Consider the following 13,939-nt stretch of genomic DNA (forward strand, 5'->3'; position numbering starts at 1 on the left):
ACACGACGAAAGGTGTCCCATGTCCCAGACGGTCTTCCTCGAGGTCCAGCTCCGATCCGACGTCCCCACCGAGACCGTCGAGACGGTGATCCGCGAGACGCTCGCCCAGACGGCGGCCTTCACGGGCAACGAGTCCCTCGAGGTCCTGGTCGACGACGCCGACCCCACCCGGCTGGTCGTGCTCGAGCGATGGGCGACCGCCGCCGAGCACGACGCCTACGTCGCGTGGCGCGCCACGCCGGAGGGCGCGTCGGACCTCGGCACGATCATCGCCGCACCGCCCGTCACCCGGACCTTCGACCGGACGATCGGGCTGTCCTAGAGCGACCGGACGGCGCCCGCCAGGGTCAGCGGCTCGACCGACGTCGCTGACCCGGGCGGCGCAGGCGGCTCACCGAGCACCGTGCTCGCGGGCCTCCATCGCGTCCCAGGCGAAGCTCGCGAGCCAGTGGGTGGAGTAGTACTCCGCCCCGACACTGGCGCGAGGCCGGACACGAGCAGGTGGTCCGCGGCGCCGTCGAGCAGTGCCCCGAGCTCGGCGACCCCGGGCCCGGACTGCCGGAGCGCGTCGGCGATGCGCCGTGCAGCACCACTGCGCGAGAGGTCGAGCCCGAACAGGTGCACCTGCTGCGGGTCGTTCTCGTCCCGCACCTCGGCCGGGCGGAGGACCGCCACCCCGGGACGGACCTCGGACAGGAAGCCCCTCGCCCACACGGCGAACTCCTCGGCTGGCAGCACGGCGCGCATCAGGTCGGCCTCGGCAAGTCCGGCCGACAAGAAGTCGTGCCCGCTGCGCTCCCAGGCGAACGGCCATCCGGCATCGTCGCCGAACCACTGCACGGCCGTCTGCTCCACCGTCGCCACGAGGTCGGCCCGCCCCAGGGAACGAGCCCCCTCGAGTACCAGGAGGAGCCCGAACGCCGCGTTCGAGTGCACGCCGTGGCGTACCGGGTGGGCCGCGCCGACGACCCAGCGGGTGACCAGGTCCTCGAGCACGTCGACGACCAGGACGAACCCGGGCGCGAGGGCTCGGATCGTGGGGACCGCTGACCCGGACACCTCGGCCGCGAGCCGCATCAGCCAGGCCCAGCCGTACGGGCGCTCGAAGTGCGGTGTCGCGCGGAGGTACGCCGCCTCGGTCCGGAGCTGCTCCGCACCCAGGTGCGCCTGCAGGACCGAGGTGATCCGTTCCTCCAGGCCGGCCGACAGGCCGTACCCGACCAGCCGCGCAGCCAACCAGTGCATGTGCACCGACGAATGCCAGTCGTAGGACGTGGCGAACGCAGGGTGCAGCTCGACCGGCAGGGCGCGGTCCTCCGGTCCGGTCGTCGTGTGCTGCGCTGCGTACGGGTACTCGCGGGTGGTGTTGTCGAGCGCGACCTCGGCGAACCGTTCCGCCCACGCTGCCCGGTCCAGATCGATCGGGGTCTGCTCAGAAGGCGACAAGGTACATGACCCCCATGTTGACGACGAGCAGGATGGCGGCGGTCGGGAGCTGCGCCTTGATCGGCCCGTACTTGTCGCGCATCTCGAGCAGTGCCGCCGGGACCAGGTTGAAGTTCGCGGCCATCGGCGTGACCAGCGTGCCGCAGAAGCCGGCGAGCATGCCGATCGCGAAGACGGCGGCGGGGTTCCCGTGGAAGCCCTGCACCAGGACCGGCCACCCGATCGCGGCCGTCATGATCGGGAACGCGGCGAACGCGTTGCCCATGATCGCCGTGAACAGCGCCATGCCCAGGCAGTAGACCACGACCGCGGCGAGCAACGAGCCGTGCGGCAGCACCGCCTTGATGATCGTCCCGACGGCCGTGCCGACGCCCGCCTGGGTGAAGACGATGCCGAGCGTCGACAACATCTGCGGCAGGAGTGCCGCCCACCCGATCGCCTGGAGGAGCCGAGCGCCCTCGCGGACCGGGGTGGCCAGGCGGGGCGGCCGGAGCACGAACACCGCGATCACGACGGCGAGCACCGAACCGATGCCGAGACCGGTGAGCGTGGCACTCCCCGCGGCGAGCAGGGGCTTGCCGCCGATGGACACGAGCGGGCCGAGCGTGGCGACCAGGACCGCGACCACCGGCACGACGAGCGCGGGGATGAACAGCCGGTTGCCGAACCGGGCGGCGAACGCAGCCCGCTCGTCCGGACTCGTCGTCGCGAGCACGCTCGTGCTGGTGCTCGGACGCGCGGTCACGCCCGTGGGTTCCGCCGGACCCGTCGCAGCACCCGCGCCCGCACCGGGGACGCTGGCGACCCGGGTCCGGCTGGTGGCCCCGGTGAAGCCGAGGCCGGCGAGCGCCACCATCACCAGGACCGCGATGCCGAGCACCCACGCGGGGATGGCACCGGAGACGACGAACGTGCCGGCGAAGAACGACAGGCCGAGGATGCCCCAGAACGCCTCGTTGCCCAGGCGCTTCGCGTGCGAGGTGTCCGTCACGATCAGGACGGCGACGGCGATGAAGAACGCGCCGATGAGCCAGTACAGCCATTCGCTGGTGATCACGCCGTGCCTCCTGCGGGAGCGGTGGTGGACGACGGTGCGCGGACGTCCGCGGCCATCCGGTCGAGACGGCGGTCGAGCAGCAACAGCCGGGTGCCGTGCACCAGGAGCGCCGCGATGCCCGTCGGGATCGCCCAGAGCGCCAGGTTGATCGGCTCGAGGGACAACCCGTACGTCGTGTCGACGAACGTCGTGATGAGCAGGATCGACCCGACGGCGACGAACACGTCCTCGCCGAAGAACACACCGACGGTGTCCGACGACGCCGAGAAGCCCTTGATCCGCTCGCGCATCGGTTCGTCGATCCGTCCGTACTTCTTCAGCGCAGCGCCCTCGGCCATCGGGTACACGAGCGGCCGGACGGTCTGCGCCGGCCCTCCGATGCTCGTGAGCCCGACCGCGGCCGTGACCTGCCGCACCGCCAGGTACGCGGCGAGGATCCGGCCCGTGGTCATCCGGTCGAGCTTCGCGATGAGGTGCTTCGCCTGGTCCTGCAGCCCGTAGCGCTCGATCAGTCCGATGACGGGCAGGACGAGCGCGAAGGTCGTGACCGAGCGGCTGGACGCGAAGCCCTGGCCGAACGCGGTGAGGATGCCGACGGGGTCGATGCCGCCGATCGCGGCCGTGACGATGCCCGCCACGGTCACGACGAGCAGCGCGTTGATGCGCAGTGCGAAGCCGATGATGACGACGGCGACGCCGATGAGGACGAACATGCGGGACAGTCTGGCCCGCATTGTTCAACAATCTCAAGAGGGTGGCGCGATCTGTAACACGGCGGTCACACGAGCGTCGCTCACAGGACGTGTCGGTCACTCTGCCAAGATCAGCGCATGACCCGATCCGTCGGCGGCGCTGAATCCACTGCGGCGCGGCTCCGCTCCTCGATCGCCGCCGGCGCCTTCATGCCCGGCTCCCAGCTGTCCGAGGAGCGGTTGAGCGAGTCCCTCGGCGTCTCGCGGAACACGCTGCGCGAAGCGTTCCGACTGCTCGCGCAGGACCGCCTGGTCGAGCACGTCTTCAACCGCGGGGTCTTCGTCCGGCGGCTGTCGGCGGACGACGTCGCGGACCTCTACGCCGCGCGTCGGGTGCTCGAGCAGGCCGCCGTGCGGGTGTGCACGCCTGCGTCGGCCGCTCTCCTCACCGCAGCGGAGGCGGTAACGGCAGCGCGCGACGCGGCGACCGCTGGGGACTGGGCCGCGGTCGGGACGGCGGACATCCGGTTCCACGCGGCACTCGTGCGGGCCCTGCCGAGCGCGCGGCTGCACGGGCTGATGGACTCACTGCTCGCCGAGATGCGGTTGGCGTTCCTCACGACGGACGACCCCGCTGCGTTCCACGCGGGGTTCGTGGAGCGGAACGAGGCCATCGTCGACGCGCTGCGGGTCGGTGACCACGACCGGGCCTCGGCCCTGCTGGCCGACTACCTGGACGACGCCGAACGGGTGCTGCTCGCCGCAGCCGCCTGACGGCGGCGCGCTCGGGGAAGGCGCAACGGCCGACGGCCTGGAGGCACGGCTTCCGTCCGGCAGGCACCGTGCGTCCAGGCCGCCGACAGGCCGCTACCGCGCGGACTTGAGGTAGATCGCGCCGGTCGTCACGTCCTCCTCGAGGTTCTCGAGCGTGCGCCCCCGCGTTTCCGGCGCGAACCGCCAGACGAAGACCAGCGAGAGCAGGTTCACCACCCCGAAGGCGAAGAACGTCGACGTGATCCCGAGGCCGGCGATGATCGTCGGGAAGTACAGCCCGAGGAACGCGTTCGCGATCCAGAGGCAGAACACCGAGACGCCGATGCCGAACCCGCGCATCCGGAGCGGGAAGATCTCCGACAGGGTGACCCAGACGGCGACGTTGAGGAACGTCTGCATCGAGCCGACGAAGGCGACGATCAGGACGAGCAGGACCCACGGGCGCGCCGGGCTCCCGACGGGCAGGGCGATCGACCCGACACCGATCAGCAGGTGACAGACGGCGACGAGCGAGAAGCCGAGGATGAAGGTTCGGCGGCGCGAGAAGTGGTCCATGATCCGTAGGGCGATGACGGCACCGATGACCGCGACGATGCCGGGTGCGACGTTGGCGATGAGGGCAGCGCTCGACGAGAACCCGGCCTCCTTCAGCACGGTCTGGCCGTAGTAGACGACGGCGTTGATGCCGGTGAGCTGCTGCGCGACACCGAGGCCGATCCCGATGAGGAGGATCCGGATGAGCCACTTGTTCGTCAGGATGCTCCTGACGTCCATCTTGACGAGCTTCGACTCCTCGGTCGTGAGGGACTCGACCTCGCCGAGCTCCGCCACCGCACGTTCCTTCGTGCGCAGCGTCGAGAGGACCTGCAGGGCCTCGTCGTCACGGCCCTTGCTGACGAGCCACCGCGGTGACTCGGGCATCCGGAGCATGCCGATGAACAGCGCGAGCGCCGGGAGCGCCTCGACCGCCAGCATGACCCGCCAGACGCCGCCGCCCTCACCCCAGACGTTGCCGATGACGGCGTTGACCGCGAAGGCCGCGAGCTGGCCGATCACGATCATGAACTCGTTCCGCCCGGCGAGCGATCCGCGGATCTCGAACGGGGCCAGCTCGGCCAGGAACACGGGCACGACCGTCGAGGCGGCACCGACGGCGAGGCCCAGGATCACGCGCCCGACGACCATCACGCCGAAGCTCGGGGCGAACACGCACACCAGGGCGCCGATGAAGAAGAGCACCGACATCAGGATGATCGACTTGCGGCGACCCCACGCGTCGGAGAGCCGTCCACCGGTGATCGCGCCGACCGCGGCACCGAACAGCAGGGAGCTCGTGACGACGCCTTCGGTGAGGTTCGTGAGCCCGAGTTCCGTGACCATCGGCGACAGGGCGCCGTTGATGACCGCGGTGTCGTAGCCGAAGAGCAGACCGCCGAAGGTGGCGATGAGGGCCACCATCCCCAGTCGTCTGGAGTGCGGTCCCTTCGTCAGCGGGGGCAGGGGCACGGTGGCCCGTTTCGTGTCGGTCATGATGAACTCCTTCGTTCGGGTGGGCGTAGGGGGGGTCAGGAGGGGATGGTCTCGGTCCGGCCGGATCGGAGCGCGCGGGTCGCCGCTTCCGCGACGGCCTGCGCCCGCAGGCCGTCGCGGAGCGTCGCCGGAGGCTCGGTTCCGGTCTCCAGCGCGGCCACGAAGGCTGCGAGCGCGGCCGCGTAGGTGGGTCGCACCCGTTCGAACCAGCCGTCGTGCAGCGGGTCGGTGACGACGCCCGCTGCGGAGTACACGGCGACGTTCCCGCTCGGTTGTCGGCGCGACTCGACGAGGCCCGTGGACCCCATGACCTCGATCCGTTCGTCGTAGCCGTACCCGGTCCGACGCACGCTGTCGATCTGCACGAGCGCTCCGGACGGCATCGTGAGCACCGCGACGGAGGTGTCGACGTCACCGAACGCGGCGATGGCGGGGTCGACCAGGGCTGCGCCGGTGACCGACACCGACACCGGGTCCTGGCCGGTGATCCACCGTGCCAGATCGAAGAAGTGCACCGTCTGGTCGCGGAGCTGGCCGCCGGAGACGCGGAGGTAGTCGATGGGCGGCAGGGACGGTCCGCGCGAGCTCATCTGCACGAGCTCGACGACCCCGACTCCCCCGGAGTCCACGACACGCTTCAGGGCGGCGTGGTCACGGTCGTAGCGCCGGTTGAAGTCGACCATCGCCGGGACACCCGCCGCCTCGACGTACTCGACGACCGCGACGGCCTCCGTCATCGTCGGCGCGATCGGCTTCTCGCACATCACCGCGAGGCGTGCATCGGCAGCGGCCCGCAGGTGTTCGGCGTGGGTGTCGGTGGACGACGCGATGAAGACCGCGTCGACGACGGCAGCGTCGAACACGTCGGCGAGGACGGCGGTCGCTCGGGCACCGAACCGCGCTGCGAGGGCGGTGGCGCGAGGCAGGTCGACGTCGTAGACGACCTCGAGGCGGACGTCCGGGTTCCGGGCGAGGTTCTCGGCGTGGACGGTCCCGATGAACCCGGCCCCGATGAGCGCGAAACGTTGCACAGCGGGCCTCCTCAGCCGACCAGGGTCGCCAGCAGCGTGCGCATCGCCGTGGCGACGGCCAAGGGGTCCTGCTCGTCCGCCCGGGTCGAGAACATCTCGGACACCCACCAGCCGTCGTACCCGGTGCTCTTGATCGCGTCGACCCACTGCTGGAGCGGGATCGATCCGCCGCCGATGACGACGTTGCGGTGGCGGCTCTGGTCGGGCACCTCGGTCGCCCGGTCGAGCTCCAACCCGTCGGAGAGGTGCACCGCCTTGATCAGCTCCTTCGGCAGGGCCCGGACCTCGTCGAGCGTGTCCCCTGTCGTCCAGAAGTGCCACGTGTCGAGCGCGATCCCGACGTTGTCGCGGCCTGCCTGCTCGATCAGCTGCAGCGCATGGCGGCACCGGTTCAGCCGGGCCCAGGCGAGGGGCTCCAGGTAGACGTCGAGCCCGTGCTCGGCCGCGATGTCCGCAGCGTCGCGCACGTTCGAGGCCGTCACCCGGAGCGCCTCGGCCTCGTCGAGCCCGAGGGTGGCGCAGTAGCGCGGGTCATCGGCCTCCAGACGGCCGGCGCGGAAGTCCCGCACGACGTTCCAGTCCACCGGACCGGTGCAGAGCTGCACGAGCGGGGCACCGACGACGACGGCGACCTCGCACAGACGGCGGACCTCGGCGAGGAAGTCCCGTCGCGCGGCTCCCTGGCGTTCAATGTCGAGGACGGCACCGAGGCCGGTCACGGTCAGGCCCTCGAGCATCTCGGGGAGCGTCTCCACCGCGTAGCCAGCCGCCAGGTACCGGTAGAGCTTCGGACTCTGCAACTCGATTCCGGTGTAGGCGGCCGCCTTCGCGTGCTTGATGTCCGTCACGACGTTCCCGTGGAAGGTCGTCGTGACGTTCATCGAGATCTTCGGAGCCATGTCGTCCTCACGTCTTTGTGCTTTTGTCCTGACAACTCTGGACCGGTCCAGAATAGCTCTGCTCCGCGAGAAGGCAACCCCTACGCTGGAAACATGACGGCGAAGGGTGCGACGGAGCGCCCACCACGAGCGCCGACCATCCGGGACGTCGCCCGGACGGCAGGAGTCTCGAAGTCCCTCGTCTCGCTCGTCCTCCGCGACGACCCGGGTGTGAGTCCGGAACGGCGACGTGCCGTGCGAGCCGCGATGCGTGAACTCGGTTACGAGCCGAACCGCCTGGCCCGTGCCCTCGCCGGCAACGGGACCGGCGCGATCGGCGTCCTGCTCAACGACCTCCGCAACCCCTGGTACGTGGACCTCCTCGACGGACTGAGCACGGCGCTCGAACCCGCCGGGATCGCCCCGCTGATCGTCGACTCGGCCACGAACCAGCGCGTGGGCCGTTCCTCGATCGACATCCTCGTCCGGCAGCGCGTCGACGGCATCGTCGTCGTCGGCACTTCCGGCGAAGGCGCACGGTCATCCCCCACGCTGAGGACGACCCCGGTCGTGCTCGCGGGAACCTACGACCCAGACGACATCGGCGCCGACGTCGTCGTCAACGACGACGTCGCCGGTGCACGACAGGCGACCGAGCACCTCCTCGCCCTGGGACACCGACACGTGAGCCACCTCCGCGGACCCCAACACGTGGGCGAGCTGCGCGAGCTCGGGTACCGCCAGGCGATGGACGCCGCCGGACTGACGGCGCTCGTGCACGTCGAGTCCGCCGGCATGACGGAGGACTCCGGGCACACCGCGACACGGCGCCTCCTCGCACGGCATCCGCGGCCGACCGGCATCGTGGCCTACAACGACCTCGTCGCGATCGGAGCCCTCTCCGCCGCCTACGACGCGGGGCTGACCGCTCCCGAGGACGTCTCGGTCATCGGCTACGACGACACCTACTTCTCGAGCATCCGGCGGTTGTCGCTGAGCTCCGTCGAGAACGGCACGTTCGAGATCGGCACGCAGGCCGCGACCTTCCTGCTGGACCGCATCGCCGGACACGTCGGCCCGAGCCGCGTGCACCAGGTGCCGTCCCACGTGGTCGTCCGTGGGACCTCCGGTCCGGCACCATCGCCGCACTGAGGACGAACCAGCGCTCGCCCGGTCAGACGCACGGTGCCGAGCGCCAGCCCTGGAGGCCCGACTCGCGCCCGCCAGGCGAGACTCGCCGCGGACGGTCACCCGCCTCCGGCACCGTCACCAGGGCGCGAGCGTTCGAGCCGGTCCAGCCAGGGCTCGGCCAGCCGGTAGAGCACCGTCGCGACGACCGATGCGACCACTGCGCTCGCGAGGTCCGCCATGAGCGGAAGCAACACCAGCGCCAGCACAGCCGTCGCCGCCCCTTCCTTCGCGGCCTGCCGAACGCGACCACGTCGGCCGATCAGGCATTCCAAGGCCCGGTCGAGCGCACCGCCGAACACGACGGCCACCACCACGACCGCCATGAGTGCGACGGCGACGAACGGCTTCGGCACCGCCGGGTCGACGCCACCGAGGCCCGGGATCGCGTCCGCCGCGATGACCCCGAGCACGAGTGGCGCGCTCGCAGCGAAGACCGCGGCCGACAACCAGAGCAGGATCGCCAGCCGTCCACCCGCGGTCGGGCCCGCTTCTCCGCCACGATCGTCGCGCACGCTTGCTCCTTCCCGGCCCGGGGTCGGATCACCGACCAGAACGGTCGCTGGTCGCAGCAGGATGCCACCGCGCGCCGAGGACTGCAATGCTGCATTTCACCACGTCCTGCGCCGCAGAACGCGGTGCCGCAGGTCCGCAGACCGGAGGCACGGCGCCAACCGGCACCGTGCCTCCCGTCCGTCCCGTAGTGTTCGAGCGTGCCCACCGATCCGCGTGACTGGTTCCTCGCCCGCGACGAGCGGGGCAACACCGCCACCGAGGTCCACGCCGGAGGCGTGGACGCCACCGAGTGGTCCGAGGGCAACGCGGTCCGACCGCTCGTCCACGGCGCTCCCTACTTCGAACGGCTGTGGCAGGAGCTCTCCGGGCTCCAGGCAGGCGACCGGGTGTGGTTCACCGACTGGCGCGGCGACGCCGACGAACGCCTGCAGCCCGACGGCCCGACGATCGGCGACCTCCTCGCCGACCTCGCCCGAACCGGCGTCGAGGTGCGCGGCCTGATGTGGCGGTCGCACGGCGAACGCGTGTCGGCGTCGATCAGTGCCCGTTCGAACGAGCTGCTCGGCCGCAAGATCAACGACGCCGGCGGTGAGGTCCTGCTCGACCAGCGGGTCCGCGTGTTCGGGTCGCACCACCAGAAGTTCGTCGTCATCCAGCACCACGGCGACCCGTCGAAGGACGTCGCCTTCGTCGGCGGCATCGACCTGTCGCACAGCCGACGGGACGACGCCGAGCACCTCGGCGACCCGCAGCCGGTGTCGATCGACTCCCGCTACGGCGAGCACCCCGCGTGGCACGACGCGTCCATCGAGCTCCGCGGCCCCGTCGTCGCGGACGTCGTCGCGGTCTTCGCCGAGCGCTGGGACGACCCGCACCCGCTCGACCGCAGCCTGCCGTACCGGATGCTCCTGCAGCGGCTCACGCACATGCCGCGGCACCCGGAACCACTGCCGGAGCGGACCGATCCCCCGCCACCCGCCGGGGACCACGCCGTGCAGCTCCTCCGCACGTACGGGATCAAGCACCCGCCGTTCCCGTTCGCGCCCGACGGCGAACGGAGCATCGCCCGCGCCTACGCGAAGGCGTTCGCACGGGCTCGGTCGCTGATCTACATCGAGGACCAGTACCTCTGGTCGAAGGAGGTCGCGTCGGGCATCGCGGAAGCGCTCGAGCGGAACCCGGAGCTCGCCGTCATCGTGATCGTGCCCCGGTACCCGAACTCCGACGGACCCCTCGGCGGGCCGCCCGCGCGGCTCGGCCAGATCGAGGCCATGCGGACGCTGCGCCGCTCCGCGCCGGAACGCGTCGGGGTGTTCGACCTCGAGCACGAGGCCGGTCACCCGATCTACATCCACGCGAAGGTCTGCATCGTCGACGACGAGTGGAGCACCATCGGGTCGGACAACTTCAACCGGCGGTCGTGGACATCCGACAGCGAGTTGACCTGCGCCGTCGTGGACACGTCGCCGGGCGAGGGCTCACTCGCCCGCGACCTGCGGCACCAGCTCTGGGCCGAGCACCTGGCGACGACGACGGACGATCCGCGACTCGACGGCTCCGGGCAGGAGCTCCTCGCGCTCTGGCGGTCCCTGGCACGCGACGTCGACCACTGGCACGAGGACGGCGAGCCCGGCGCTCGTCCCCCGGGCCGCGTGCGACACCACGAGCCCGAGCCGGTCTCCGCGCTGCAACGACTGTGGGCGCGACAGGTCGCGCGGATCGCGGCGGACCCGGACGGCCGTCCGCGGGGACTCCGGGGCACGACCCGGTTCTGAGCGGTCCGCGGCGCGCTTGGCAGCAGCCCGGAGGCCACGCCGCTGCTGTCGTCGCTCAGCTACCGACGAGGGCTCCGACGGCGTCCACCACGATCTGACGGCGCCGCGCCGGCGTCACGGCCTGCACCAACGACTCGAACTCCGGACTCGTCGCACTCCACAGCGAGGCGAGGTGCAGGACGAGCCCGAGCAGCACCGCCGGACGGTAGGAACGCGGCAGCACCCCCGCACGCTGCGCCCGCTCGATGTCCGCGATCGCTCGGGCGTTCGTGCTGATCACGGCCTCGATCGGTGCGTCGTTCCCGCGCTCGAGTCGGTGCCAGGTCGCCAGGCGCTGTGCCCACGGTCGCCGGGCGTAGGAGTCGTGCAGCCGCCCGGCGTACTCCGGCAGGTCATCGGTGTCGAGCGGGACCGCGTCGAAGGTCTCGGCGACCGTCTGCGCGACGACGACGTCGAACAGCCCTTCCTTGCTGCCGAAGAAGTGGAAGATCTGCGCCTTGTTGCTCGCCGAGGCCGCAGCGATCCGCTCGATCCGCGAACTCGTCAGGCCGACCGCGGCGAACTCGTCGCGCGCTGCGAACAGCAGGCGTGCACGCACGGCGTCGGACGGGGGCGTGAAACTGGCCATGCGGACACGGTATCGACTCGGTCGGGCCTCCGCGGCGCCGCAGCGCCGCAGCGCACGGCCAGACGGGAGGCGCGGTGCCACCTGGCAGTGCGCCTCCCGTCAATCCGCGGTCCGGGCCCCCGCGTCATTCCGGGCAGCGTCCCGTCGCAGCCGGATGACGCTGGCGGCGGTCGCCGCCCCCATCGCCGCGACGATCACCAGCAGCGACGTCACCGTCGTGATCTCCGGCGCCCACGCAACGGGCTCCCCGCCGTTCAGGAACGGGAGCTCGTTCGCGTGCAGGGCGTGGAACACCAGCTTGACGCCGATGAAGGCCAGGATGAACGCGATCCCGTACTTCAGGTAGACGAGCCGCTCGAGCAGGCCGCCGAGCAGGAAGTAGAGCTGCCGCAGTCCCATCAGGGCGAAGACGTTCGCGGTGAACACGATGAACGCGCTCTGCGTGATGCCGAAGATCGCCGGGATGGAGTCGAGGGCGAACAGCAGGTCGGTGGTGCCGATCGCGATCAACACGATGAGCAGCGGCGTGAAGTGCCGCACGCCGTCCTGGGTGGTGCGGAGCTTCATGTCGTCGAACGTGTCGGTGATCCGCACACGACGACGCAGCAGCCGCACGATGACGCTGTCCTTCTGGTCGTCCTCGTCGTGGTCCCGGAGCTGCTGGATCGCCGTCCACACCAGCCAGGCCCCGAAGATGTAGAAGATCCAGGAGAAGTCCTCGATCAGCTGCGCCCCGAGCAGGATGAAGACGCCGCGGAGCACGAGCGCGATGATGATGCCCAGCATGAGCACCTCTTGCTGGATCTTCTTCGGGACCGCGAACCGGCCCATCAGGATCACGAACACGAACAGGTTGTCGATGCTCAGGCTGTACTCCGTCAGCCAGCCCGCCAGGAACTGACCAGCCGGCTCGCCGCCCGCGAAGACGAGCATCGCCACCGCGAACACCAGCGCGAGTCCGACGTACAGGCCGACCCAGATCGCGGATTCCCGGAGCGTCGGGACGTGCGGACGCCGCGCCACGATCAGCAGGTCCGCGAGCAGGATCGCGACGATCACGATCAACGATCCGACCTCGAACACGGCGGGGAGTTCGGGCATTCGCGGTCTTCCTCACTGCTGGTTCGACGTGCTGCGACTGCGGGTGCGCACGTCCGGGCGGAACGAGTCAATCCTGTCAGACCTCACAACGCGCTGACGCCGCCGGCCGCCGCCGTCGCGGGTAACGCAGATGACGGACGGGAGGCGCGGTGCGGGCCCGCACCGCGCCTCCCGTCCGTCATCGGACCGGCTGGATCAGCGACGCGCCTTGTCGAGGATGCCCGCCTGCGAGCGCTGCTGTTCGCCCTGCTGCGCACCCATCACGAGCAGCACACCGGTGAGCGCCGGCACGGTCCACTGCAGGATCTTCTGCTGGCGCTGCGCGGCCGCGAGCGTCGCCGAGGCGTTCGCACTCGGCTCGGTCGTGCCCTCCGCACCCTCGTTCGCGTGCTCGGCCATCTTCTTGCCGACCGATGCCGACCAGAACGACGCCACCAGCGCGGCGACGGTGAGCGTCAGCTTCACCGCGGTGTTCGTGCGAGCACCCTGCTGCACACCAAGGCGGCCCCGGTTCGCGACGATGAGGCCGACCCCGCCGATGCCGTGGACGGCGAGCGCCGCGAGCTGGACCGGCGCCCACTTCGCCCACCCGACGGACGACAGCGTGAGCCGCTCGACGGGGTCCTTCGCGCCGGCCGCTGCGGCGTTCAGGCCGACGGCACCCATGAGGTTGCCGCCGAACCAGGCCGCGAGGCCGAGGTCGTGCATGCTGCGGATGACGGTGTTGTTCTCGGACATGGTGTGACTCCCTGGTCAGGTGCAGGAGCGCGGCGACGAGGTGCTCCGCGCGGATGCGAGCGGGCGGCAGCCGGTGGCTCCGCCCGCGACGGACGTGCAGAGCGCGGATCGCGCTCGCCTGGTCTCGTCGTGGTGGGCGGGACGCTACGCGGACGCCGGATCGGCTCGGCCCAGGTCCGCGCGATGTGACACGGGGAGGTCGCGGCACAGTGCGCCGCCTGTGTCGTTGCGCTGGTGGCACTGCAGTGCCAGCATGTCGGTCATGCGACGAACACAGCACCTGAAGGAGACGTCGTTGCGATCGTTCACGTACACCGCGGTCAGCACCCTCGCCGGGCTGACGGTGGCGATCTTGACCTACGGCGTGCTCGGCCCCGTCGCCGCGGGCATCGTCTTCATCGCCGTTCTGTGTCACGCCTTCGCGGGCGACGGCGCGCTCGGGAACACCCCGATCGGGGACGTCCCGGTTGCCGCTCCGGAGGAGATCCGTCGCTACCGCCGAGAGCACCCCGGCACGACGATCAGCGAGGCCATCGCGATCCTCGGACGGCGCTGACACCGGGTGCCCGAACGGGCGACACGACG

At 70.8% G+C, this 13,939-nt stretch carries 15 protein-coding genes; 5 read left to right on the forward strand and 10 right to left on the reverse strand.

Features of this window, described 5'->3' with window-relative positions; genetic code table 11:
- The first annotated feature begins 19 nt into the window (after positions 1-19).
- Positions 20-322 carry a putative quinol monooxygenase gene (locus tag J7E22_RS14545; RefSeq protein WP_214982555.1) on the forward strand — a complete coding sequence of 101 codons (303 nt, stop codon included), beginning with the start codon at positions 20-22 and terminating at the stop codon, positions 320-322.
- Here J7E22_RS14545 and J7E22_RS14550 read toward each other — a convergent pair.
- Genes J7E22_RS14550 through J7E22_RS14560 form a run of 3 tightly spaced genes read right to left on the reverse strand, consistent with a single transcriptional unit; the run spans position 319 to position 3,216 of the window.
- Entirely contained in the window at positions 319-1,446 is a 1,128-nt protein-coding gene (locus J7E22_RS14550; RefSeq protein ID WP_214982556.1) for a DUF2891 family protein, read from the reverse strand. The genes J7E22_RS14545 and J7E22_RS14550 overlap by 4 nt on opposite strands.
- The gene (locus tag J7E22_RS14555) at positions 1,433-2,503 is read right to left on the reverse strand and encodes a DUF979 domain-containing protein (RefSeq protein WP_214982557.1); all 1,071 of its coding nucleotides are present in this window, start codon (positions 2,501-2,503) and stop codon (positions 1,433-1,435) included. Before J7E22_RS14555 ends, J7E22_RS14550 begins: the two co-directional genes overlap by 14 nt.
- The gene (locus J7E22_RS14560; RefSeq protein ID WP_214982558.1) at positions 2,500-3,216 is read right to left on the reverse strand and encodes a DUF969 domain-containing protein; all 717 of its coding nucleotides are present in this window, start codon (positions 3,214-3,216) and stop codon (positions 2,500-2,502) included. Before J7E22_RS14560 ends, J7E22_RS14555 begins: the two co-directional genes overlap by 4 nt.
- A 117-nt stretch (positions 3,217-3,333) precedes the next feature.
- Here J7E22_RS14560 and J7E22_RS14565 point away from each other — a divergent pair, with 117 nt between their 5' ends.
- Positions 3,334-3,969 (forward strand): GntR family transcriptional regulator, encoded by a 636-nt coding sequence (locus J7E22_RS14565; RefSeq protein ID WP_214982559.1) that lies wholly within the window; start codon positions 3,334-3,336, stop codon positions 3,967-3,969.
- A 93-nt stretch (positions 3,970-4,062) separates the two neighbouring features.
- On the opposite strand, the gene J7E22_RS14570 is transcribed toward J7E22_RS14565, so the two are convergent.
- The 3 genes from J7E22_RS14570 to J7E22_RS14580 are packed head-to-tail and all read right to left on the reverse strand — an operon-like array spanning position 4,063 to position 7,429.
- A complete protein-coding gene (locus tag J7E22_RS14570; protein WP_214982560.1) occupies positions 4,063-5,499 on the reverse strand; it encodes a sugar porter family MFS transporter in 1,437 nt (478 codons plus the stop codon).
- Between the two features lie 35 nt (positions 5,500-5,534).
- Positions 5,535-6,530, reverse strand: a complete 996-nt coding sequence (locus tag J7E22_RS14575) for a Gfo/Idh/MocA family oxidoreductase (RefSeq protein WP_214982561.1) — start codon at positions 6,528-6,530, stop codon at positions 5,535-5,537.
- Positions 6,531-6,541: 11 nt separating this feature from the next.
- Entirely contained in the window at positions 6,542-7,429 is an 888-nt protein-coding gene (locus J7E22_RS14580) for a sugar phosphate isomerase/epimerase (RefSeq protein WP_214982562.1), read from the reverse strand.
- 93 nt (positions 7,430-7,522) lie between these two features.
- Between J7E22_RS14580 and J7E22_RS14585 the strand changes: the two genes are divergently transcribed.
- The gene (locus J7E22_RS14585) at positions 7,523-8,560 is read left to right on the forward strand and encodes a LacI family DNA-binding transcriptional regulator (protein ID WP_214982563.1); all 1,038 of its coding nucleotides are present in this window, start codon (positions 7,523-7,525) and stop codon (positions 8,558-8,560) included.
- A 95-nt stretch (positions 8,561-8,655) separates the two neighbouring features.
- Here J7E22_RS14585 and J7E22_RS14590 read toward each other — a convergent pair whose 3' ends face one another.
- On the reverse strand, positions 8,656-9,111 hold the full coding sequence (locus J7E22_RS14590; RefSeq protein ID WP_214982564.1) for a hypothetical protein: 456 nt from the start codon (positions 9,109-9,111) through the stop codon (positions 8,656-8,658).
- Between the two features lie 198 nt (positions 9,112-9,309).
- On the opposite strand from J7E22_RS14590, the gene J7E22_RS18310 reads away from it, so the two are divergent.
- Entirely contained in the window at positions 9,310-10,887 is a 1,578-nt protein-coding gene (locus J7E22_RS18310) for a phospholipase D-like domain-containing protein (RefSeq protein ID WP_214982565.1), read from the forward strand.
- 55 nt (positions 10,888-10,942) lie between these two features.
- Here the strand turns inward: J7E22_RS18310 and J7E22_RS14600 are convergent, their stop codons facing one another.
- The 3 genes from J7E22_RS14600 to J7E22_RS14610 all read right to left on the reverse strand — a co-directional run bounded on the left by J7E22_RS14600 (position 10,943) and on the right by J7E22_RS14610 (position 13,354).
- Entirely contained in the window at positions 10,943-11,515 is a 573-nt protein-coding gene (locus J7E22_RS14600) for a TetR family transcriptional regulator (RefSeq protein ID WP_214982566.1), read from the reverse strand.
- Between the two features lie 99 nt (positions 11,516-11,614).
- Positions 11,615-12,616: a TerC/Alx family metal homeostasis membrane protein gene (locus J7E22_RS14605; RefSeq protein ID WP_214982567.1), complete on the reverse strand. Its 1,002-nt coding sequence runs from the start codon at positions 12,614-12,616 to the stop codon at positions 11,615-11,617.
- A 195-nt stretch (positions 12,617-12,811) separates the two neighbouring features.
- Positions 12,812-13,354: a hypothetical protein gene (locus tag J7E22_RS14610; protein ID WP_214982568.1), complete on the reverse strand. Its 543-nt coding sequence runs from the start codon at positions 13,352-13,354 to the stop codon at positions 12,812-12,814.
- A gap of 262 nt (positions 13,355-13,616) precedes the next feature.
- Between J7E22_RS14610 and J7E22_RS14615 the strand changes: the two genes are divergently transcribed.
- Positions 13,617-13,910, forward strand: coding sequence for a hypothetical protein (locus J7E22_RS14615; RefSeq protein ID WP_214982569.1), 294 nt, complete (start codon positions 13,617-13,619; stop codon positions 13,908-13,910).
- The last annotated feature ends 29 nt before the right edge of the window (positions 13,911-13,939 follow it).

Origin of the sequence: Curtobacterium sp. ISL-83, from assembly GCF_018613895.1 — a bacterium.
Lineage (GTDB): Bacteria > Actinomycetota > Actinomycetes > Actinomycetales > Microbacteriaceae > Curtobacterium.

Excerpts from the sequence above, each read along its gene's own strand:
- J7E22_RS14605 (WP_214982567.1), bottom strand. The coding sequence starts at position 12,616 with ATGCCCGAACTCCCCGCCGTGTTCGAGGTCGGATCGTTGATCGTGATC.
- J7E22_RS14615 (WP_214982569.1), top strand. The coding sequence starts at position 13,617 with ATGCGACGAACACAGCACCTGAAGGAGACGTCGTTGCGATCGTTCACG.
- J7E22_RS14560 (WP_214982558.1), bottom strand. The coding sequence starts at position 3,216 with ATGTTCGTCCTCATCGGCGTCGCCGTCGTCATCATCGGCTTCGCACTG.
- J7E22_RS14565 (WP_214982559.1), top strand. The coding sequence starts at position 3,334 with ATGACCCGATCCGTCGGCGGCGCTGAATCCACTGCGGCGCGGCTCCGC.
- J7E22_RS14610 (WP_214982568.1), bottom strand. The coding sequence starts at position 13,354 with ATGTCCGAGAACAACACCGTCATCCGCAGCATGCACGACCTCGGCCTC.
- J7E22_RS14545 (WP_214982555.1), top strand. The coding sequence starts at position 20 with ATGTCCCAGACGGTCTTCCTCGAGGTCCAGCTCCGATCCGACGTCCCC.
- J7E22_RS14580 (WP_214982562.1), bottom strand. The coding sequence starts at position 7,429 with ATGGCTCCGAAGATCTCGATGAACGTCACGACGACCTTCCACGGGAAC.
- J7E22_RS14570 (WP_214982560.1), bottom strand. The coding sequence starts at position 5,499 with ATGACCGACACGAAACGGGCCACCGTGCCCCTGCCCCCGCTGACGAAG.
- J7E22_RS14585 (WP_214982563.1), top strand. The coding sequence starts at position 7,523 with ATGACGGCGAAGGGTGCGACGGAGCGCCCACCACGAGCGCCGACCATC.
- J7E22_RS14600 (WP_214982566.1), bottom strand. The coding sequence starts at position 11,515 with ATGGCCAGTTTCACGCCCCCGTCCGACGCCGTGCGTGCACGCCTGCTG.